This is a genomic window from Thermobifida cellulosilytica TB100 (genome assembly GCF_001517975.1).
In the GTDB taxonomy this organism is placed as follows: domain Bacteria; phylum Actinomycetota; class Actinomycetes; order Streptosporangiales; family Streptosporangiaceae; genus Thermobifida; species Thermobifida cellulosilytica.
Map to the genome: position 1 here is coordinate 1393870 of NZ_KQ950180.1, position 20734 is coordinate 1414603.

The window sequence follows — 20734 nt, forward strand, 5'->3', positions numbered from 1 at the left end:
CGCGGCGAGCAAGGTTGAGGAGAAGCGACCATGACCGTTCCCGTCCAGCAGGAGCTGCACTACAACGACGTCCAGGACTTCCTCGGCCCCGGCAGGCACCGCTTCTTCGGCGAGGGCTACAAGCGCGCCGACCACCGCTTGGACGGCCTGACCGCCGGCACCGACGCCGACGGCCCGTGGGTCCGCGGAACCGCCGCGGTCACCTACCCGCAGGACTGGTCCCGCAAGGGCACGACCGACCAGTTGCCCCACCTGTCCACCATCGACGTGCTCCTGCTCGGCGTCCAGTTGTCCGAGCTCGTCCTCACCCGGCACGTCGGCTTCGACGCCGAGCAGCGCCGCACCTTCTGGGTGCGCCGGGCGAGGATCCGGGCCGGCTCCTCCCCGGTCGAAGAGCAGCTCGCGGGTTTCCCGGTCTCCGCCCGGCTCGTCGGGCAGGGCGCGTCGCCCAGCGGTCCCGACCGTGCGACGGCGACCGTGGACTGCACCGTCGGCACCCTACGGATCCGGACCGAGATCGACTGTCCGGCCGTCCCCGGCACAGCCGCCGCCACCTCCCTGGACGACGTCCTCCGCCCCTCCGGAAGCCGCCCGTTCGGCGACGCCTACCGATCCCGCAGGCAGCACGTCGAGCACGTGGTCGTCGGCGCGGACCGCACCAGGGCCACCGCGCAACTGCGGGTGGACACCTGGGGGGAGGCGGCCGCACCGGGAGACGGCACCGAAGAGGCGTTCCAGCCCTCGGTCGGCCTGATCGACGTGTTCGTCACCGCCCTCCAACTGGGCCAGATCATGCTCTACGAGCTCGACGGGATCGCCCGCGCCGACTCCAACACCCTCTGGATGCGCCGCACCCGGTTCGAGGCGGCCCGCCCCCAGCGGCCGGTCCACGAACCGATCCCGGTCACGGCCTCCCTCGTCGAGCCCGCCCTGCTGCGGACCGGCGACGGGGAGACCTGGCGCAGCGCCGACATCTCCGCGGTCGCGGCAGGAATCCGCATGACCTGCTCCGTGGCCCACCGGCTCCCCTGAGCTTCCTTCTCCTTCTCCCCGCACCCCTCCCCTTTCCCCACCATCACCACGAAGGAGACGCCGTGAAACTCGCCATCGCCGGAACCTATTCGGTGGGCAAGACCCTCACCACCATGGCCGTGTCCCACCTGACCGGCCTCCCCCGGTCCGCCGCGAAGACCATGCGGGAACTCCTGCCGATCTCCGTCCCCGGCAAGACCCTCGAGGAGTGCACCGCCCCCGAGGTGATCATGCTGATCATGCGGCGCAACCAGGAGCGGGCCGTCAACGAGTCCCACCTCCCCGACGGGTTCGTCTCCGACGGCTCCTCGCTGCACGAATGGGCCTACGGGACCGTCCGCGTCCTGGTCGGCATCAACCCAAACGACTCGGTGGACCTGGAATCGGTCGAGCTCACCGACGAGCTCCGCTTCTACAGCCAGGTCCTGGAACAGATGGGCATCCCCGCCAAGCAGCACGCGAAAGCCACCTACGACTCGTTCGTCCACCTGCCGATCGAGTTCCCGCTCGTCCCCGACGGCCACCGGCCCGTCAACGAGCGGTTCCGGGCGCTGGCCGACGAGCTGATGCTCAAGACCCTCAACGAACTGGAGATCCCGTACCACACGGTCGGCGGGACGGTGCACGAACGCCTGCAAAAGATCCTCGACATCTACGGCTTCACCCCCCGCATGAGCATCGAAGAGGCGATCGCCCGGGCCGAGGCGGAGTACGCGCTGATCGACACCACCGGCGAGCTCGAACGCGCCTCCGCCTGACACCCCTCCCAAGCTGGGGCGTGGCGGACGGTTCGGCGCTGTCTGTCCGCCACGCCCCTCATCCCCCGCCCCACCCCACCCATCCCTGTCCAGTCCCGCGCACTCTCCAGAAAAGGAACTCGACATATCGGAGAAGACCATGACCACCTCAGCCGTGCTGGCGGGCCTCGGCTCCTACCTCCCCCCACGTCGGGTGTCCAACGAGGAACTCTCCGAACGGTTCGACACCTCCGACGCCTGGATCCACTCCAGGACCGGCATCCGTCAGCGGCGGTGGGCCGACGTCGGCGTCTCCACCGGTGACCTCGCCTACGAGGCGGGGCATCGAGCACTCAAGTCCGCCGGTCTCGGTCTCGGTGCTTCCGTCGACGCGGTCATCCTCGCCACCACCACCCCCGACCACCCCTGTCCCGCAACCGCCCCCGACGTCGCACACCGGCTGAAGCTGAACTCCGCCGCGGCGTTCGACGTCTCCGCCGTCTGCTCGGGCTTCGTCTACGGGCTGACGATCGCGGCCAGCATGATCGAGTCCGGGCACGCCGAACGTGTCCTCCTCATCGGCGCGGAGACGTACTCCACGATCCTGAACCCCGAGGACCGGACCACTTCGGTGATCTTCGGCGACGGATCGGGCGCGGTGCTCCTCCGCAGCGGAACACCGGACGAACCCGGCGCACTGCTCGGTTTCGACCTCGGCTCCGACGGCTCCCAGAAGGAACTCATCTGCATTCCCGCCGGCGGCTCCCGGCAGCGCTCCACGCACCTTCCCCCCGCCCCGCAGGACACGTACTTCACCATGCAGGGCAAGAAGGTGTTCGCCACCGCGGTCCGGCGGATGGAGGAGTCCTCGACCGCCCTGCTGAACCGGGTGGGCTGGAGCATCGACTCCGTCGACCACCTCGTCGGCCACCAGGCGAACCTGCGGATCCTGTACAGCCTCGCCGAACAGGTCCGCATCGCCAGGGACCGCGTGGTGACCAACATCGAGCAGGTCGGCAACACCTCCGCCGCCTCCATCCCCCTGGCCCTGGCGCACGCCGCGGAGCAGGGGCGGTTCAAGGTCGGCGACCGGCTGCTCATGACCGCGTTCGGCGGCGGCCTCACCTGGGGCTCCGCCGTGATGACCTGGCCCGACGTCTCCCCCTCCTGACCTTCCCGTCCACCGACGACACAGTTGGGATCGCGCTCATGAACCAGATCGAAACACTCTCCGCCGAAATCCTCCCCCTCGTCGCCGAGAAGTGCGAGGTCCCCGACGAGGTCGCCCTCGACACCGCCTTCGACTCCCTGGATCTCGACTCGCTGGCCCTCGTCGAACTGAGCGTGCAGTTGACGAAGAAGTTCGGCGTCGAGGTCACCGACGACGAACTGTTCACCGCAGGCTCCGTCGCCCGGGTCGCCGAACTGCTGGCCACCAAGGGCGCCCACTCCTGACCCACGGACGGGGCGGCGTCGGGGGGCGCCGCCCCGCTCCCCGGACACCACCATGACAGGTACGGCGATCGCAGCGTTCTTCGACGTCGACGGCACCCTCACCACCGTCACCAGCATCTTCCGCTTCCTCGAATACCGCATGGCCGCCGAGGGCCGCCCTCCGGAGGCGTACCGCCGGGAGCGGCAGCGCCTGCGCGCCATGACCGCCGCAGGGGTTCCCCGCCTCGAGACCAACCGCGCCTACTTCGCGAACTACCGGGGCAGCAGCGTCTCCGCGATCGCCGCGTTGGCCGAGAGGTGGTTCCGGACCGAGCTGGAGCTCGGCGGCTTCTTCAACGAGCACGTCCTCGCCGCGCTCCGCGAGCACCGCGCAGCAGGCCACCTGGTCGTGCTGGTGTCCGGCTCCTTCCGCGCCTGCCTCGACCCGATCGCACGGCACGTCGGCGCGGACGTGGTGCTGTGCTCGGAGCCGGAGACCGAGTCCGGCAGGTACACCGGGCGGATCCACCGGCCGATGATCGGCGAGGCGAAATCCGCGGCGGTCCGCGAACTGGCCCGGCGGCGCCGCATCCACCTGCCGTCCTCCGCCGGGTACGGCGACCACGCCTCCGACCTGCCGCTGCTGCACGCGGTGGGCCGGGCCACCGTGGTCGGCGACGACCCGGCGATGCGGGAGCTCGCCGTCCGCAACGGCTGGCGCCTGCTGCCCGGGGCCGCCTCCCCCCGCCCGCTTCCCCTTCCGTCCACGACCGAGGGAGTCCAGACGTGAAACTGGCCGTCGTAGGAGCCTACGGAGCTGGAAAGACCACCCTGATCAGGGAGTTCACCAAGTCGGGCTGCCTGCCCGCCGTGCACGGCTCCCCGATGCGCGACCCCGCCGGCAGCCGCCCCAAGGCGTTGGAGGAGGTGACCCCCGCCGAGCTCGTGCAACTGGTCGTGCGACGCTACACCGAACGCTCGGTCGAGGAGGCGCTGCACCCCTCCGGGTTCGTCTCCGACGGCTCTCTCCTGCACGAGTGGGTGTACGCCTCGGTCCGGCTGTCGGTCGGCCTGCACCCGGTCCCGGGAACCGCCCTCACGCCTCCGGCCCCCGATCTCCTCCCGTACGCGGAGGTCGTCGAGGCGCTCGGCCAGGAGGTGAAGCAGCGGGCCTTCGCCACGTACGACGCCTTCGTCCACCTCCCCGTGGAGTTCCCCCTCAACGACGCGGTGAAGCCGATCAGCGAGCACTTCCGCGTCCTGTCGGACCAACTGCTCCTCGACGAGCTCAAGGCCGCGGGGGTGACCGTGTTCACGCTCACCGGTTCGGTGGCGGAACGGGTCGCGGCCCTCTCCGAGCTGGCCGGCGGCTGACCCGGCCCGTCCGTGGCGGTCACCGGGTACGGCGACGGGAAGGACTCGGCCGCCCGGGCCCGGCGTTGTTCGGCGACCGTGAAGACCAGCGTTCCGCTGCGGTCAGAACTGTCGTCAAAAAGGCCCCCGCCGTTTCCGGCGGGGGCCTTGATCTGGTGGGCGTACCTGGACTTGAACCAGGGGCCTCATCCTTATCAGGGATGCGCTCTAACCGACTGAGCTATACGCCCTTGCTCGCGAAGAACTCTACCGCATCCGGAGGGGTGGGGCGAACCGGATTCCCCTGGCGGGTGAGAGCTGGAGGGCGCCGGAGCGCCCTGCTGACTCCGACAGTTTACCTGGTTCGGAGCGGTCCTCGGACCCGCGCCGGAGCGCGGGTCCGAGGAGGGGTCACTCGGTCTCGCTGAGGGTCACGTCCAGGCCGCCCACGAGGTCGGCTGCGAGGTTGTACAGCATGGCACCGATGGTGGCCAGAGCTGTGATGAGGATGACGTTCAACGCGCCGAGCAGCGCGGTGTAGCCGAGCACCCGGGTGGGCGAGAACCAGCTCGCGGGGTCGAGGTTGAGGTCGTCCCCGCCGTCGTCGCCCTCGGTCAGCGACGAGACCAGCTCGGTCACCGCGTCGAAGACGCCCAGGTAGGCCAGCCCCGTGTAGAGGACCGCCACCGCCACGAACAGCACGATGAAACAGACCAGCGAGATGACGAAGCTGAACTTCATCACCGACCACGGTTCGATCCGGCTCAGGGTCAGGTGCGCCTTGCGGGCCGTCCTGACCGTCTTGCCGTCGGTACCTGGCGGCGCGGCGGCCGCTTCTGCTGCCATAGCCGAATCCCCCTGTGTAGCTTCCGAGGACGGTGGCTCGTCCGTGTCCGTACCGCCCTGGGTCTCCCCTGTGACCGCGGAGGAACCGGAATCCTCTGCGCCACGCACCGTGTCGGAACCCGTGGCCGATCCGAACGTCGTGTTGTCAGGAGCGTCGTTCTCAGAGGTCATTGCGGCGTCTGCTCCGCTCTGTTCGGAACCGGTGTTGCTCGACTCCAGTGCAGCGGACTCTCGTTGCGCATTGTCGGACATAGCCACGTTACCGCTGAACTCTCCCTATAACAGTGGAAATCCGGGAGATCGGGGGACGTAGCGCCGAACTCCACGTGATCGATGTCGTTTATGACAGACAGCCACTCTATTGAGTGGTTGCCGGGCCTGCCAGTCGCACGCGCGAGGGGGGCGGGTAATACCTTCCCCTCGCGCGTGCGGGCGGGTTTCACGTGAAACCGCGGCGCTACCCGGCGTGGTCGGCCTCGTCGGCGCCGTTGTCGGAGTCCTCGTCCATGCCCTCGGCGTTCCGGGCGATGGCGACCACGTGGCTGCCCTTGCTGAGGTTCATCAGCCGGACCCCCATGGTGGCCCGCTGCGACTGCTTGATCTCCGCGCACTTGGTGCGGATCACGCCGCCGTTGGAGGTGATCGCGAGGATCTCGTCCTCTTCGGGGTCGACCATCAGCGCGCCGACGAGCTTGCCGCGGGCCTCGACGACCTTGGCGGTGAGCACGCCCCTGCCGCCGCGCTTCTGCACCGGGTACTGGTCGGCCGGGGTGCGCTTGGCGTAACCGCCGTCGGTAGCCACGAGCACGTCCGTGGCCCCCTCGCCGTCCCGGATGACGTCCATGCTGAGCAGGTAGTCGCCCTCCGCGAAGCGCATGCCGATCACGCCGCTGGTGGCCCGTCCCATCGGCCGCAGCGACTCGTCCGAGGCGGAGAACCGGATCGCCTGGGCGTTGCTGCTGATGAGCAGCAGGTCGTCGGTGGGGAAGACCAGCCGGGCGGCGATCAGCTCGTCGTCCTCGCGCAGGTTGATCGCGATGATGCCGGAGGAGCGCGCGGAGTCGAAGTCCTCCAGCCTGGTCTTCTTCACCAGACCCGACCGGGTGGCCAGCACCAGGTACGGCGCGGCGTCGTAGTCGCGCAGCGCCAGCACCTGGGTGATCTCCTCGTCGGGGAGGAACGGCACCAGGTTGGCCACGTGGTGTCCGCGGGAGTCCCTGGCGAGCTCCGGCAGCTCGTACGCCTTCGCGCGGTACACGCGCCCCTTGTTCGTGAAGAACAGGATCCAGTGGTGCGTGGTCGTCACGAAGAAGTGCTGGACGATGTCGTCCTGCTTGAGCTGGGCGCCGCGCACTCCCTTTCCGCCGCGCTTCTGCGCCCGGTAGTTGTCCAGCCGGGTGCGCTTGACGTAGCCGCCCCGGGTGATGGTGACGACGATGTCCTCTTCGGCGATGAAGTCCTCCATACGCATGTCGCCCTCGTCGGGGACGATCTGCGTACGGCGGTCGTCGCCGTACTTCTCGACGATCTCGGCGAGCTCGTCGCGGACGATGCCGCGCTGCCGCTCGGGCGAGGCGAGGATCCCGTTGTAGTCGGTGATCTGCGCCATCAGCTCGTCGTACTCGCTGGTGAGCTGCTGGCGCTCCAGCGCCGCGAGCTTGCGGAGCTGCATGTCGAGGATGGCCCGCGCCTGGACGTCGTCGATGGCCAGCAGCTCCATGAGGCCGTTCTTGGCCGCGTCGGCCGATTCGCTGCCCCGGATCAGCGCGATGACCTCGTCGATCCGGTCGATCGCCTTGAGCAGCGCGCGCAGGATGTGGGCGCGTTCCTCGGCCTTGCGCAGCAGGTAGCGGGTGCGCCGGACGATGACCTCGATCTGGTGGGTCACCCAGTGCTTGATGAGCTGGTCGAGGCGGAGCGTGCGGGGCACCCCGTCGACCAGGGCCAGCATGTTCGCGCCGAACGTCTCCTGTAGTTGGGTGTGCTTGTACAGGTTGTTCAGCACGACCTTGGCGACCGCCTCGCGTTTGAGGACGATGACCAGCCGCTGGCCGGTGCGGCCGCTGCTCTCGTCCTTGACGTCGGCGATCCCGCTGATCTTGCCCTCTTTGACGAGCTCGGCGATCTTCAGCGCGAGGTTGTCCGGGTTGACCTGGTAGGGCAGCTCGGTGACCACCAGGCACTGGCGGCCGCGCTTGTCCTCCTCCACGTTGACCACGGCGCGCATGGTGATCGAGCCGCGTCCGGTCCGGTAGGCGTCCTCGATGCCGCGCCGGCCGACGATGAGCCCGCTGGTGGGGAAGTCCGGGCCCTTGATCCGTTCGATGAGGGCCTCGAGGAGTTCCTCGTCGGAGGCCTCGGGGTGCTCCAGGTACCAGTTGACGCCGTCGGCCACCTCGCGCAGGTTGTGCGGCGGAATGTTGGTGGCCATGCCGACCGCGATGCCCGCCGAGCCGTTGACCAGCAGGTTGGGGAAGCGCGCGGGGAGGACCACGGGCTCCTGGGAGCGGCCGTCGTAGTTGGGCCGGAAGTCGACGGTCTCCTTGTCGATGTCGCGCAGCATCTCCATGGCCAGCGGCGCGAGCTTGCACTCGGTGTAGCGCATGGCCGCTGCCGGGTCGTTGCCCGGGGAGCCGAAGTTGCCGTTGCCGTCGACCAGCGGCATCCGCATCGCCCAGGGCTGCGCCAGGCGCACCAGGGTGTCGTAGATCGCCGAGTCGCCGTGCGGGTGGTAGTTACCCATGACGTCGCCGACGACGCGGGCGCACTTGAAGTAGCCCCGGTCGGGGCGGTACCCGCCGTCGTACATGGCGTAGAGCACCCGCTGGTGGACGGGCTTCAGACCGTCCCGCACGTCGGGGAGGGCGCGGCCGATGATGACCGACATGGCGTAGTCGAGATAGCTGCGCTGCATCTCGACCTGGAGGTCGACCGGTTCGATGCGGCCGGTGGAGTGCTGAGAGGCTTCGGGAGCCGTGTTCGCATCCGTCACTGGATGTCGATCCTTTTCTGGTGAGTCGTTCGCTGCCGGGAAACGTCAGGCTCGGGTCAGATGTCCAGGAACCGGACGTCCCGGGCGTTGCGCTGAATGAAGGAGCGCCGCGACTCGACGTCCTCTCCCATGAGCACGCTGAACATCTCGTCCGCCTGGGCCGCGTCGTCCAGCGTCACCTGCAACAGCACCCGGCGTTCGGGGTCCATGGTGGTCTCCCACAGCTCCGCGGGGTTCATCTCGCCCAGACCCTTGAACCGCTGGACGAGGTCGCGGGGCCGCGGGTCCTTCTTGCCCGCTGCGATGCCCGCGGCGATCAGCTCGTCGCGTTCGCGGTCGGAGTAGGCGTAGTCGACGTCGGTGCCCCGGGTGTCCCACTTGATCTTGTAGAGCGGGGGCTGCGCGAGGTAGACGTGCCCGGCCTCGATGAGCGGCTTCATGAAGCGGAACAGCAGGGTGAGCAGCAGCGTGCGGATGTGCTGGCCGTCGACGTCGGCGTCGGCCATCAGGATGACCTTGTGGTAGCGCAGCTTCTCGATGTCGAACTCGTCGTGGACCCCGGTGCCCAGCGCCGTGATGATCGCCTGGACCTCGTTGTTCTTGAGGATCCGGTCGATGCGCGCCTTCTCGACGTTGAGGATCTTGCCGCGGATGGGGAGGATGGCCTGGTAGTGGGGGTCGCGACCGCCCTTGGCGGAGCCGCCCGCGGAGTCGCCCTCGACGATGTAGACCTCGCAGCGCTCCGGGTCGGTGGACTGGCAGTCCGCCAGTTTGCCGGGCAGCGAGGTGGACTCCAGCAGCGTCTTGCGCCGGGTGAGCTCCCGCGCCTGGCGGGCGGCGATCCGGGCGCGCGCGGCCTGGCTCGCCTTGGTGACGATGTCCTTGGCCTCGCCGGGGTTGCGGTCGAACCAGTCCCGCAGGTGCTCGTGGCAGACCTTCTGCACGAACGACTTGGCCTCGGTGTTGCCGAGCTTGGTCTTGGTCTGGCCCTCGAACTGGGGGTCGGCGAGCTTGACCGAGACGATCGCGGTGAGCCCCTCGCGGACGTCGTCGCCGGTGAGGTTGTCGTCCTTGTCGCGCAGCAGCTTCTGGTCGCGGGCGTAGCGGTTGACGATGGAGGTCAGCGCGGCGCGGAAGCCCTCCTCGTGGGTGCCGCCCTCGGTGGTGTTGATGGTGTTGGCGAAGGTGTGCACCGAGGAGGTGTACGACTGGTTCCACTGCATCGCGATCTCCACCGCGATGCCGTCGCCGGAGTCCTCGAACGCGATGATGCTGGAGTGCGCGGGCTCCTTGGTCGCGTTGAGGTGGCGGACGAAGTCGGCCAGGCCGCCCTCGTAGTGGTAGGTCTGGGTGACGGGGGAGTCCCCCACGAACTCGGGCCGCTCGTCGCGGATGGTGATGGACAGCCCCTTGTTGAGGAAGGCCATCTCCTGGAGCCGCCGCGACAGCGTCTCGAAGTTGTACGTGGTGGTCTCGAAGATGGAGCCGTCGGCCCAGAAGGTGACCTGGGTGCCGGTCTCGTCGGTGGGCTCCCCGCGGATGAGCTCGGTCACCGGGTGGGTCATCTCGTAGCGCTGGGTCCACAGGTAGCCGTCCCTGCGGACCTCCACCTCCAGCCGGGTGGACAGCGCGTTGACGACGGAGACGCCGACGCCGTGCAGGCCGCCGGAGACCGCGTAGGACTTGCTGTCGAACTTGCCGCCCGCGTGCAGGGTGGTCAGGACGAGCTCCACGCCGGGCCGCTTCTCCGTCGGGTGCAGGTCCACCGGGATGCCGCGCCCGTTGTCGGCCACCCGCACCCCGCCGTCGGCCAGCAGTGTGACCTCGATCGCGGTGGCGTATCCCGCGAGCGCCTCGTCCACGGAGTTGTCCACAACCTCGTAGACAAGATGGTGCAGTCCGCGCTCACCCGTGGAACCGATGTACATGCCGGGGCGTTTGCGTACCGCTTCGAGGCCTTCCAGAACCGTGATTGATCGCGCGTCGTAGGCCAAGTTGGAAACACCCTCCTGCCGGGGACGCCGACCAGCCGCAAGACAACCGGCGGACACACCGCGACCCAGGCGAAACGCGTTGCCACGCCCCCCGCCAAGACGCTGCTGCGACCCCGATTCCCGGTACTCCGCTCTTGGTGCGGTCTCTGCCGGTGGAGGCGTCCAAAGAACTGTGTCCATGATACCGTGCACACAACCTGAAAGTGGCATCTAAGCCGCTGTGACGGCCTCCAACGAACGAACAGAGCGGGAGCCGAGTCCCCACACGCACCCCACCCCGGAGAGAACGCCGCGGTCAAATCAGTGCTGTCGCACCGCTCCCCGGCAACGGACGTCCGGCCGCCGCCGCACGACTCCTCCGGATCACCGGACCCGCCACTGCCCCCGCTGCCCGCGACGACTCCCCGGAGTGGCCACACGGATACACCGCACGGTCCCGTGGCCGAGCTCCTCGTTGAGCCGCCGCACCAGTTGGGGGGCCATGGCGCGCACCTGGGTGGCCCAGGCCGGCGAGTCCACCGAGACCACCAGCTCCCCGTCCGCGTAGGTCTGGGGGCGCACGTGCTCGGCCAGGCGGTCGCCGACGATCTGGGACCAGCGGCCGAAGACGCCCCCGATGGCCACCTGTTCCTGCCAGCCGTGCTCGATCAGCCAGGCCCGCACCGCCTCGCCGAACGTCTGCGGCTCGCCGCGCCGGGGCACCCGGTCGCGCCGCGGCCTGCGGGGCTGCCCCTGGGGGACGGCGCCGCGCGCCTTCGCCTCGGCGCGGGCCTTGGCCAGCGCCTGGCGCGCCAGCTCCACTCCGCTGAGCCGACGCGGCTCCCCGTCCTCGGCCTCGGGCCGCTCCGGCAGGCGTTCACCGCTCACGTTCGACACTCCCGTTCCTGACCCGGAACCGCGCCCCCGACAGCTCCTCCGGGACGTCGTCGGGGACCGCGGCGCTCACCAGTACCTGTTCGGCGGTGCGGACGTGCTCGGCCAGCCGCCGCCGGCGCTCGGTGTCGAGCTCGGCGAAGACGTCGTCGAGGATGAGCACCGGGTCCTCGCCGTCGGCACGCAGCAGCTCGAAGCCGGCGAGCCGCAGGGCCAGCGCGTAGGACCACGACTCGCCCTGGCTGGCGTAGCCCTTCGCGGGCAGTCCGTTCAGGCGCAGTTGCAGGTCGTCGCGGTGCGGGCCGACCAGGCTGACGCCGCGCCGCAGCTCCTGGGGGCGCGCCTCGGCCAGCGCGGCGCGCAGGGTCTCTGCGAGCCGCGCCCGGTCTGCGGGCAGCGTCTCCTCCTCGGCGGCCGAGCAGCGGTAGTGCAGGCCGGGCGGTCCGCCCGAGGAGGTGAGTTCGCCGTACGCCTTGGCGACCAGGGGTTGCAGCTCCGCCACCAGGGCCAGCCGCGCCGCCAGCAGTTCGGCCCCGGCCTGGACCAGGTGTTCGTCCCACACGTCCAGGGTGGACAGGTCGGGTTGGCCGCGCTGCTGGAAGTAGCGGGCCGAGGCCGACTTGAGCAGGGCGTTGCGCTGTTTGAGCACCCGTTCGTAGTCGGAGCGCACCCCCGCGTACCGGGGCGCCCGGGCGACCAGCAGGTCGTCCAGGAAGCGGCGGCGCTCTCCCGGGTCTCCCTTCACCAGCGCCAGGTCCTCGGGGGCGAACAGCACCGTCCGCAGGATGCCCAGGGTGTCCCTGGGCCGGGGGACCGGGGAGCGGTTCAGTCGGGCGCGGTTGGACCGTCCGGGGTTGATCTCCAGCTCGATCAGGGAGCGTCGGCCGTGCTGGACGACGGCCGCCCGGATGACCGCCCGCTGCGCCCCCCGGCGGACCAGGGGGGCGTCGTTGGCGACGCGGTGGCTGCCGTGCGTGGCGACGTAGCCGATCGCCTCGACCAGGTTCGTCTTGCCCTGCCCGTTGGGTCCGACGAAGGTGCTGATGCCCGGTTCCAGCTCCAGGTACGCGGTCTCGTAGGACCGGTAGTCGGCCAGTTGAAGATGGGAGACGTACATCTGGCTGCTCCTACAGAAGGCCCGGGTCCGCGCGGCCGGTGCGCGGACCCGGGGAGGCGTGGGCGACCGCTCCGTCCACAGGCTGTGGACGGCCGGGCCTACTCCTCGCGTCTGGCCACCGCGTGCCCGCCGAACTGGTTGCGCAGCGCGGCGATGACCTTCATCGCCGGGCTGTCCTCCTGGCGGGAGGCGAACCGGGCGTACAGCGCGGCGGTGATGACCGGGGCGGGGACCGCGTGGTCGACGGCCGCCTGGACGGTCCAGCGCCCTTCCCCGGAGTCCTCCGCGTAGCCGCGCAGCCGCTCCAGTCCGGGGTCCTCCTCCAGGGCGCGGACGAGCAGGTCCAGCAGCCAGGAGCGCACCACGGTGCCCTGCCGCCAACTGGCCAGGGTGCCGGGGACGTCCTCCACGATCCCGGAGGCGGCCATGAGCTCGTAGCCCTCGGCGAACGCCTGCATCATGCCGTACTCGATGCCGTTGTGGACCATCTTGACGAAGTGCCCGGCGCCCACCGCTCCGGCGTGGACGAACCCGCCGCCGCTGTCGGGGGCGAGCGCGTCGAAGATGGGCCGGGCCCGCTCCACGTTCTCGGCGCTGCCGCCGACCATGATGCCGTAGCCGTTCTCGCGTCCCCAGACGCCGCCGCTGACCCCCGCGTCCAGGTACTCGATCCCGCGGCGGGCGAGCTCCTCGGCGTGCCGGCGGTCGTCCAGGTAGTGGGAGTTGCCGCCCTCGATGACGAGGTCGCCCTCCTCCAGCAGCCCGGCCAGCTCCCGGATGCTGGAGTGGGTGGGCTCGCCGGCGGGGACCATCAGCCACACGATCCGCGGCGCCGCCAGCCGTTCGACAAGCTCCGCGACGGAGTCCACGTCGCGCACGTCGGGGTTGAAGTCGAAACCGACGACCTCATGGCCCTTGTCGCGCAGCCGCGCGGCCATGTTGCCGCCCATCTTGCCGAGGCCGATCATGCCGAGTTGCATGCTCGCGTTCCCTTACTCGTACCCAGTGTGTGGATCGGTGGAGTGGCCGACGCGGGGGGCGCTCAGTTGGACAGCCGCACGGGCATGATCAGGTACCGGTAGTCCGACACGGTGCCGTCGTCGGCGGGTTTGCCGGTGATGATGGCCGGTTTGGTGGGGGTGGTGAACTGGAGGTGGGCCACGTCGGACTCGATCGCGTTGAGTCCGTCGAGCAGGAAGGTGGAGTTGAAGGCGATCTGGATGTCGTCGCCCTCCAGGGAGGCCTCCAGCTCCTCGACCGCCTGGGCCTCCTCGCCGGTCCCCGCCTCGAGCACCAGCCGGTTGCCGCTGAAGGCCAGCCGCAGCGGGGTGTTGCGCTCGGCGACCAGGGAGACGCGCTTGACCGCCTCGACGAACTCCGCCTTCTGCACCTCGGCCACGGAGTTGAAGGACTCCGGCAGCAGCTTGCGGTACTTGGGGAACTCGCCGTCGAGCAGCCGGGTGGTGGTGCGCCGTCCGCCGCCCTCGAAGCCGATCATGCCCTCTCCGCCGTTCTCGGCGGTGGACAGCGCGATGGCGATCTGGGCGCCGCCGGTCAGCGACTTGGCGGTGTCGGCGAGGGTCTTGGCCGGGACGAGGGCGACCGCGGACACGTTGGGGTCCTCGGGGGTCCAGGTGAGCTCCCGCACGGCCAGGCGGTAGCGGTCGGTGGAGGCCAGGGTCACGGTGGAGCCCTCGATCTCCACGCGTACGCCGGTGAGCATGGGCAGGGTGTCGTCGCGTCCGGCGGCCACCGCCACCTGGCTGACCGCGGCGGCGAAGGCGTCGCTGAGCACCGACCCGGTCAGCGCGGGCATGGCGGGCAGGGTCGGGTAGTCCTCCACGGGGAGGGTGAGGATGGTGAACCTGGCGCTGCCGCAGGCGACGACGACCTTGGCGCCGTCGGTGCTGACTTCCACAGTCTGTGGAGGAAGGTTGCGCACGATCTCGGCGAGCAGCTTGCCCGACACGAGGATCCGGCCCGGCTCGTCGATGTCGACGTCGACCGACACCTGGGCGGAGACCTCGTAGTCGAAGCTGGACAGTCTGAGCCGCTGACGTCCGCCCTCGTCCTCGGCGTCCAGCAGCATCCCGGCGAGGACGGGTACCGACGGTCGGACCGGCAGAGTGCGAGCGGTCCAGGCGACAGCATCCGCGAGCACGTCGCGTTCGACCCGGAACTTCACGATCGGTCTCTCTTTCCTCGACTACTGGGAACCGTCGACCCACGCCCTGAGCCGCACCTGTCGGCGAGTGGGCCGACGGCGGGATGGTCCGTGCCGGGATGTCGGTCAGAGAGTGGGGGTGAGTTCACCACGGTACCCCGATTCGCACGCGAGTGTATTGCGTGTCGCGGAGCCGACCTGGGTCGGCGCTCCGGTGCGTCTCGACCGTCGGCGCGGTCCGGGCGTTGTCCACAGAAACGCGCCGAGCCCGTTTACTGAGCCACGAGATCTCTCTCTGTGGCGCAGTAGTAATAGGGCCTGTGGATACTGTGGACAACCTTCGTTTGTGCAGGTCATCGCCTGAATTTTTATCCACAGAGCTTGTGGACGGCGGGTGTGGAAAACTCGTCCGGCTGTGGATGGAGGAAGGTTGTCCCCAGGTCGTCCACAGGCCGTCCACAGGTTATCCACCGGTTTACCCACAGATCCTGTCATGGGGTGACCCAACGTCGTGGCGGGTTATACACAGAGTGTCCACAGGTTGTCCACAGGTAAACGGGGGTTATCCCCAGGGTTATCCACGGCTTATCCACAGCTTGGGATGTGCTAGGAGACCGTCTCCACGCGGTGGAACAGCGGGAGAACAGGGCGGCGGACCGCCGCGGAGTGAGCGGCTTCACAGCCCCGACCGCGGTCCGCCGCCGCTGTCCCGAGCCTGTGGACAAGTCGGGGGTGCGGCCCGGCGCCCCCGACTCAGATGTTGTGCGACTGCTGCTTGATCCGGTTGGTCAGCTCGGTGACCTGGTTGTAGATCGACCGGCGCTCCGCCATCAGGGAGCGGATCTTGCGGTCGGCGTGCATGACCGTGGTGTGGTCCCTGCCGAACTGCTGGCCGATCTTGGGCAGCGACAGGTCGGTGAGCTCCCGGCACAGGTACATCGCGATCTGCCGCGCGGTGACCAGGACCCGGGAGCGGGAGGTGCCGCACAGGTCCTCGGGAGTCAGGCCGAAGTAGGAGGCGGTCTGCGCCATGATCTCCGCGGCCGTGATCTCGGGGACCTCGTCGTTGGGGATCAGGTCCCGCAGCACGATGCCGGTCAGGTGCAGGTCGACCGACTGCCGGTTCAGGCTGGCGAACGCGGTGACCCTGATCAGGGCGCCCTCCAGCTCCCGGATGTTGGTGGAGATCTTGCTGGCGATGAACTCCAGCACCTCCGGGGGCGCGGCCAGCCCCTCCTGCGCGGCCTTCTTGCGCAGGATCGCGATCCGCGTCTCCAGCTCGGGCGGCTGCACGTCGGTGATCAGGCCCCACTCGAACCGGTTGCGCAGCCGGTCCTCCAGGGTGACGAGCTGCTTGGGCGGCCGGTCCGAGGAGATGACGATCTGCTTGTTGGAGTTGTGCAGGGTGTTGAAGGTGTGGAAGAACTCCTCCTGCGTCTGCTCCTTGTTCTCCAGGAACTGGATGTCGTCGACCAGCAGCACGTCGATGTCCCGGTAGCGGCGGCGGAACCCGTCGGCCTTGCCGTCCCGGATGGAGTTGATGAACTCGTTCGTGAACTCCTCGGAGCTGACGTAGCGGACCCGCGCGCCGTCGTAGAGCCGCTGGGTGTAGTGGCCGATCGCGTGCAGCAGGTGGGTCTTGCCCAGCCCGGAGCCGCCGTAGACGAACAGCGGGTTGTACGCCTTGGCCGGGGCCTCGGCCACGGCCACCGCGGCGGCGTGTGCGAAGCGGTTGCTGGAGCCGATGACGAAGGTGTCGAAGGTGTACTTGGGGTTGAGCTGCCCCGGACCGGCCGGCTTGCCGGACGAGGAGCCCTCCCCGGGGTCGAGGGCGCCCGGCGGAGGGGCCACGGCGGGCTGGTCCGGGACGGGCGCGCCGGGCTCCGCCCCGCCCTCCTGCGGCCGGTTCCCCGGATCGGGGTGGTGCGCGTTCTCCCAGGACCGCGGGGTCTCCCAGCGGTTGGGCCGGTCCCAGTGGGCGGGACCGTCCCAGCTCCGGTAGCGGGGGTCCGCCTCGGCGTCGGGGCTCGGCGGGGCGGAGAAGGGGCGGCCGCCGCGGTCGGCGGGCGAGTCGTGCCACGCCGAGGCGAGCAGGTCCTGGCCGTGGGGCGGGGTGGGCTGGCGCCCCTGGGCCGTGCCTGGGCGGCCGGCCTCGTCGAACGCGTGCGGCGGCTCGGGCAGCAGTGCGGGCTGCTGCGGCCAGGACGGCCTGCGCGCGGCGTCGGGGGCGCGGCCGTCCTTGGCCCCGGCTCCCGGGGGCGGCTTGACGGGAGCGGCCGGGGTCACCGCGGTGGGGTCCACGGTGACGGCCACCCGGATCTCCCGACCCAGCTCGGCGGAGAGCGCCTGGCTGATGGCCGGCCGCAGCCGGGTCTCCAGGATCTCTTTGGCGAACTCGTTGGGGGCGGCGAGCAGCGCGGTGTCCTCGATGAGCCCCAGCGGTCTGGTCTGCGGGAGCCAGGCCCGTTGCTGGGGAGGAAGGCTGCTGTTGTCGAGGTTCTCCAGCACGCTCGACCACACCATCGCGAGGTTGACCTGTCCCTCAGACACGGCGGCCCTTCATGCTTCGCCCTTTCCAGCGGTGTTCTGCCGACCGGGCCCCCGTCTCCCGGCGGGAAGTACGGGTGGCACGGCGACCCATTGTTCTCGGCAAACTCGGCGGCTCCCGGCTGTCCACAGCGTTGGGGAGCGACGTGATCAAAACGTGATGGCGAACGGTGTTCTGTGGGTAACTCGGCGTTTTCTGTGGACTCCGCTGTGCATGAGGCTTCGCCCTCCCCGCCGTCCGCGGACGGAGCCGGGAGGCGGCAATCCACAGGATCTGCGAGTTGTCCACAAGTTATCCACTGCGTTATCCACAGCCCTTCGTGATGTTGTCCACAGCCTGTGGTTATCCACATTTCCCAGGTGGTGGCCTGTGGGTAACCTCGGTGACCACGGTCTTCCCGGCGGGTCGGGAGGAAGGGAGCGGCCTCTGCGCGGAGTCGAGGTTATCCACAGCTTAGGACCCGGTGTGGGCAATCCGCAGCCTGTGGACAAGGGTTTTCCACAGACCGACTGGTTCGTGGATAACCCCGCCCGAGGGGCTTCTCGCCCGGCGAGGCCGATTTGACCTGCACAAGCTCAGCCCGTATCTTCTTTGTGCTTACGTCGGTATCCGTCTGTGCGCCGGCACCGTGTGATCCGGAGACGATCCGTGACTCGCACCACACGGTCCACGGCGGAGCGGCCTGAGCGGGCGATGTTCCAGGCTGAGCGTCCCCGCGACAGCAGCAGGAGCACCCGGACCACCGGCACGGCCGGCGGTTCGTCGTCGTATGTACTTCCGGAACGCCCCTGGAGTTAAGCAGTGAGCAAGCGTACCTACCAGCCGAACAATCGGCGTCGCGCCAAGACCCACGGTTTCCGGCTGCGCATGCGTACCCGTGCGGGCCGCGCGATCATCGCCGCGCGTCGGCGCAAGGGGCGCGAAGCGCTGACCGTCAGCCACTAGGCGTCAGCAGTCAAACGTTCAGCGGACCGGTCTGCCCGCTTCGGTAGCCGGTCCGCTTGCTGTGTTCGGGGGTGTTCTGATCCGATGCTGTCCCCGCGCAACCGAATGCGGCGCAGCTCCGACTTCGACCTCGTCATGCGCAAAGGGCGCCGTGCCGGTCGGGACGCTCTCACCGTCGCCCTGTACGTTCCCCGCGAGACCCCGGACGACCCGGAACAGGCCGCACCTCCCCGGGTCGGGTTCATCGTCAGCAAAGCGGTCGGGGGAGCGGTGGTCCGCAAGCGCGTCCAGCGTCGGCTGCGTCATCTGATGCGGGATCGGGTCGACTCCCTCGCCGCAGGTAGCCTGCTAGTGGTACGGGCTAAACCCGGATCCGCGCTTCTCGGATACGACGCGCTGGCAGCCCAGCTCGACGGTGCGTTGAGCGCGGTGACACGCCCCCGCGGGCGGTCGGCACACCGTACTCGCGTACCACGCGCGGCCGAGCCCGCGAACGTTCCGGCAGTTGGAGAACGGCCGACCCAATGACACGCGACAGACCCACCCTCCTGGCTCGGGTGCTGATCCTGCCGATCCGGGGCTACCAGCGCTTCATCAGCCCACTCCTGCCGCCCGTCTGCCGTTTCTACCCCTCGTGCAGCACCTACGCGGTCGAGGCGCTCCGGGTCCACGGGGCCTGGCGCGGACTGTGGTTGACCGCCCGCAGACTCGGCAGATGCCATCCGTTCCACCCCGGCGGGCTGGACCCGGTCCCGCCGCGCAGGGGTGAGAACGGTACAGAGATCAGTGACGCGAAGCCCGGGGGAGACGGGGAAACCTCACCCGGAGCATCGGGTCTGTGAAGTCAGCGAACCAAGGGAGATAGCCGGTGCTGGACTGGCTCTACAACATCGTCGGCCAGGTGCTGGTCTGGATCCATTCCGGTCTCAGCATCTTCCTCGACCCGGACAGCGGATGGGCGTGGGGACTGTCCATCGTCCTGCTCACCGTCCTCGTACGGGTGCTGATGATTCCGCTGTTCGTGAAGCAGATGCACACGCAGCGGAAGATGCAGGAGTTGCAGCCCAAGCTCCTCAAGGTGCGCGAGCGCTACAAGAACGACAAGCAGCGCTTGCAGCAGGAGCAGATGAAGATCTACCAGGAGAGCGGGACCAACCCGCTCATGGGCTGCCTGCCGCTGCTGCTGCAGATGCCGGTCTTCTTCGCCCTGTTCAACGTGCTCCGCTCGGTCGCCGAGGGGCAGGCGAAGTACGGCTTCACCCAGGAGCTGGCCGACAGCGCCCAGAGCGCCCTCATCTTCGGCACCCCGATCGCCGCGCACTTCACCTCCTCGGCTGACGAGCTGGCCGCCTTCGGGGCCGACCCGGTCATCGCCAAGGTGGTCATCGTGATCGCCTGCGTGATCATGGGGACCACGACCTTCCTGAGCATCCGGCAGAGCATGAACCGCACGCTCAAGCAGCCGGGCATGGAAGACAACCCGATGATGCAGTCGCAGAAGATCATGATGTACATCGCGCCTGGATTCGGGTTGTTCGGTCTGGGGATGCCGGTCGGTGTCCTGATCTACTGGGTCACCTCCAACATCTGGACCATGGGCCAGCAGCACTTCCTCTACCGCAAGTTCCCCGCCTCCGGTAGCACGGACGGGGCCAAGGCCGACTCCGCCACGACCGGCAAAGGTCTCTTTGCGAAGCGCGGCCAGCAGCAGCCGACGGCGAAGCCGGAACAGCCTAAGATCGAACGTAAGCAGCCGAGGAGGCAGCCAAGGTCCAAGAGGACCGGCGGTAAGTAGTTCCGGCGGGTCCCTAAGAGATCCTTGTACCCGCCGTCCGCTGCGTGGACGCGTAGGCGCGAGAGCCCTTGACACGCGACCACGCAGCGGATTGCGTACAGGGCCGCGACATAAGGAGAAAGCTTGTCGTGAGCGACAGCAACACCGGAGGCGGGGCGAACTCCAGCACCGCCGTGGCGGTGGCCGAGGAACCGGAAGCGACCGTCACGATCGACATCGAAGCACTTGAACGAGAAGGCGACATCGCAGCCGACTACATCGAAGGGCTGCTCGACATCGCTGACTTCGACGGCGACATCGACATGGACGTCGAAGGCGACCGTGCTCTGGTCTCCGTCGTGGGGGCAACCCTCAAAGAACTGATCGGGGAACGCGGCGAGGTCCTGGAGGCCCTCCAGGAGCTGACCCGCCTCGCCGTGCACCGCACCACCGGCTACCGCAGCAAGCTGATGCTCGACATCGGCGGCTACCGCGAATCCCGGCGCAAGGCCCTCCGGAAGCTGGGAGCCGAGGTGGCCAACGAGGTCAAGCGGACCGGCAAGCCCAAGAAGCTCAGCCCCATGACGCCGTTCGAGCGGAAGGTCGTGCATGACGCTGTGGCGGCGGCCGGCCTGCACAGTGAGTCCGATGGCGAAGAACCCAACCGTTGCGTGGTGGTCTACCCGGCAGACTGAACCACGGTCGTCTCACCCGGGGCCGCATGTTTCACGTGAAACATGCGGCCCCGGTCTTTCTTCGGCTCCTCCGAACCGAGCGGGTCCCGTCCGTCGGGCCTCCCGGGGAGTGCAAGACTGTTAGCCCTGGGGCGGGAGAGTGCGCACATAAGATCGTGGCGGGTGGTTGCTTCTCGGTCTTCCGGTTCGTGGACCTGCCATCGCTCATTCCGCTCATAGCTGCTGACCCC

General features: G+C 69.0%; 19 protein-coding genes and 1 tRNA gene. 11 read left to right on the forward strand and 9 right to left on the reverse strand.

All coding sequences use genetic code 11. The features are described 5' to 3' along the window. The first annotated feature begins 30 nt into the window (after positions 1-30). From AC529_RS05970 to AC529_RS05995, 6 genes are all read left to right on the forward strand, one after another. Positions 31-1032: an AvrD family protein gene (locus tag AC529_RS05970; protein ID WP_068754202.1), complete on the forward strand. Its 1002-nt coding sequence runs from the start codon at positions 31-33 to the stop codon at positions 1030-1032. A gap of 62 nt (positions 1033-1094) precedes the next feature. Continuing rightward, entirely contained in the window at positions 1095-1790 is a 696-nt protein-coding gene (locus tag AC529_RS05975; RefSeq protein WP_068754204.1) for an AAA family ATPase, read from the forward strand. A 139-nt stretch (positions 1791-1929) separates the two neighbouring features. Next, a complete protein-coding gene (locus AC529_RS05980) occupies positions 1930-2940 on the forward strand; it encodes a beta-ketoacyl-ACP synthase III (RefSeq protein ID WP_068754206.1) in 1011 nt (336 codons plus the stop codon). A gap of 38 nt (positions 2941-2978) precedes the next feature. Continuing rightward, entirely contained in the window at positions 2979-3224 is a 246-nt protein-coding gene (locus AC529_RS05985; protein ID WP_068754208.1) for an acyl carrier protein, read from the forward strand. Positions 3225-3276: 52 nt separating this feature from the next. Continuing rightward, positions 3277-3993, forward strand: coding sequence for an HAD family hydrolase (locus AC529_RS05990; RefSeq protein ID WP_068754211.1), 717 nt, complete (start codon positions 3277-3279; stop codon positions 3991-3993). Further along, on the forward strand, positions 3990-4577 hold the full coding sequence (locus AC529_RS05995; RefSeq protein ID WP_068754212.1) for an AAA family ATPase: 588 nt from the start codon (positions 3990-3992) through the stop codon (positions 4575-4577). Before AC529_RS05990 ends, AC529_RS05995 begins: the two co-directional genes overlap by 4 nt. 153 nt (positions 4578-4730) lie before the next feature. Here AC529_RS05995 and AC529_RS06000 read toward each other — a convergent pair. From AC529_RS06000 to dnaA, 9 genes are all read right to left on the reverse strand, one after another. Further along, positions 4731-4807, reverse strand: a tRNA-Ile gene (locus tag AC529_RS06000). Positions 4808-4967: 160 nt separating this feature from the next. Next, positions 4968-5654: a DUF3566 domain-containing protein gene (locus AC529_RS06005; RefSeq protein ID WP_068754599.1), complete on the reverse strand. Its 687-nt coding sequence runs from the start codon at positions 5652-5654 to the stop codon at positions 4968-4970. 205 nt (positions 5655-5859) lie between these two features. Further along, positions 5860-8394, reverse strand: a complete 2535-nt coding sequence (gene gyrA, locus AC529_RS06010) for a DNA gyrase subunit A (RefSeq protein ID WP_068754214.1) — start codon at positions 8392-8394, stop codon at positions 5860-5862. A gap of 56 nt (positions 8395-8450) precedes the next feature. Beyond that, positions 8451-10388: a DNA topoisomerase (ATP-hydrolyzing) subunit B gene (gene gyrB / locus AC529_RS06015; protein WP_083947951.1), complete on the reverse strand. Its 1938-nt coding sequence runs from the start codon at positions 10386-10388 to the stop codon at positions 8451-8453. A gap of 363 nt (positions 10389-10751) precedes the next feature. Then, positions 10752-11255 carry a DciA family protein gene (locus AC529_RS06020; protein ID WP_068754218.1) on the reverse strand — a complete coding sequence of 168 codons (504 nt, stop codon included), beginning with the start codon at positions 11253-11255 and terminating at the stop codon, positions 10752-10754. Continuing rightward, positions 11245-12378 carry a DNA replication/repair protein RecF gene (recF, locus tag AC529_RS06025; protein WP_068754220.1) on the reverse strand — a complete coding sequence of 378 codons (1134 nt, stop codon included), beginning with the start codon at positions 12376-12378 and terminating at the stop codon, positions 11245-11247. Before recF ends, AC529_RS06020 begins: the two co-directional genes overlap by 11 nt. Positions 12379-12476: 98 nt before the next feature. Further along, positions 12477-13358 (reverse strand): phosphogluconate dehydrogenase (NAD(+)-dependent, decarboxylating), encoded by an 882-nt coding sequence (gene gnd / locus AC529_RS06030; RefSeq protein ID WP_068754222.1) that lies wholly within the window; start codon positions 13356-13358, stop codon positions 12477-12479. 62 nt (positions 13359-13420) lie between these two features. Beyond that, positions 13421-14563 (reverse strand): DNA polymerase III subunit beta, encoded by a 1143-nt coding sequence (gene dnaN, locus AC529_RS06035; protein ID WP_068754224.1) that lies wholly within the window; start codon positions 14561-14563, stop codon positions 13421-13423. Between the two features lie 732 nt (positions 14564-15295). Further along, complete coding sequence (dnaA, locus tag AC529_RS06040; RefSeq protein WP_068754226.1) at positions 15296-17092, reverse strand: chromosomal replication initiator protein DnaA; 1797 nt, start codon at positions 17090-17092, stop codon at positions 15296-15298. 799 nt (positions 17093-17891) lie between these two features. Between dnaA and rpmH the strand changes: the two genes are divergently transcribed. From rpmH to AC529_RS06050, 5 genes are all read left to right on the forward strand, one after another. Further along, positions 17892-18035 carry a 50S ribosomal protein L34 gene (rpmH, locus tag AC529_RS19500; protein WP_083947952.1) on the forward strand — a complete coding sequence of 48 codons (144 nt, stop codon included), beginning with the start codon at positions 17892-17894 and terminating at the stop codon, positions 18033-18035. Between the two features lie 84 nt (positions 18036-18119). Next, complete coding sequence (gene rnpA, locus AC529_RS19505; RefSeq protein ID WP_083947953.1) at positions 18120-18563, forward strand: ribonuclease P protein component; 444 nt, start codon at positions 18120-18122, stop codon at positions 18561-18563. After that, complete coding sequence (gene yidD / locus AC529_RS19510; protein WP_083947954.1) at positions 18560-18877, forward strand: membrane protein insertion efficiency factor YidD; 318 nt, start codon at positions 18560-18562, stop codon at positions 18875-18877. The genes rnpA and yidD overlap by 4 nt, the downstream gene beginning before the upstream one ends. Before the next feature lie 26 nt (positions 18878-18903). After that, the gene (gene yidC, locus AC529_RS06045; protein ID WP_068754228.1) at positions 18904-19830 is read left to right on the forward strand and encodes a membrane protein insertase YidC; all 927 of its coding nucleotides are present in this window, start codon (positions 18904-18906) and stop codon (positions 19828-19830) included. A 179-nt stretch (positions 19831-20009) separates the two neighbouring features. Then, positions 20010-20504: a Jag family protein gene (locus AC529_RS06050; RefSeq protein WP_198156326.1), complete on the forward strand. Its 495-nt coding sequence runs from the start codon at positions 20010-20012 to the stop codon at positions 20502-20504. Positions 20505-20734: the final 230 nt, after the last annotated feature.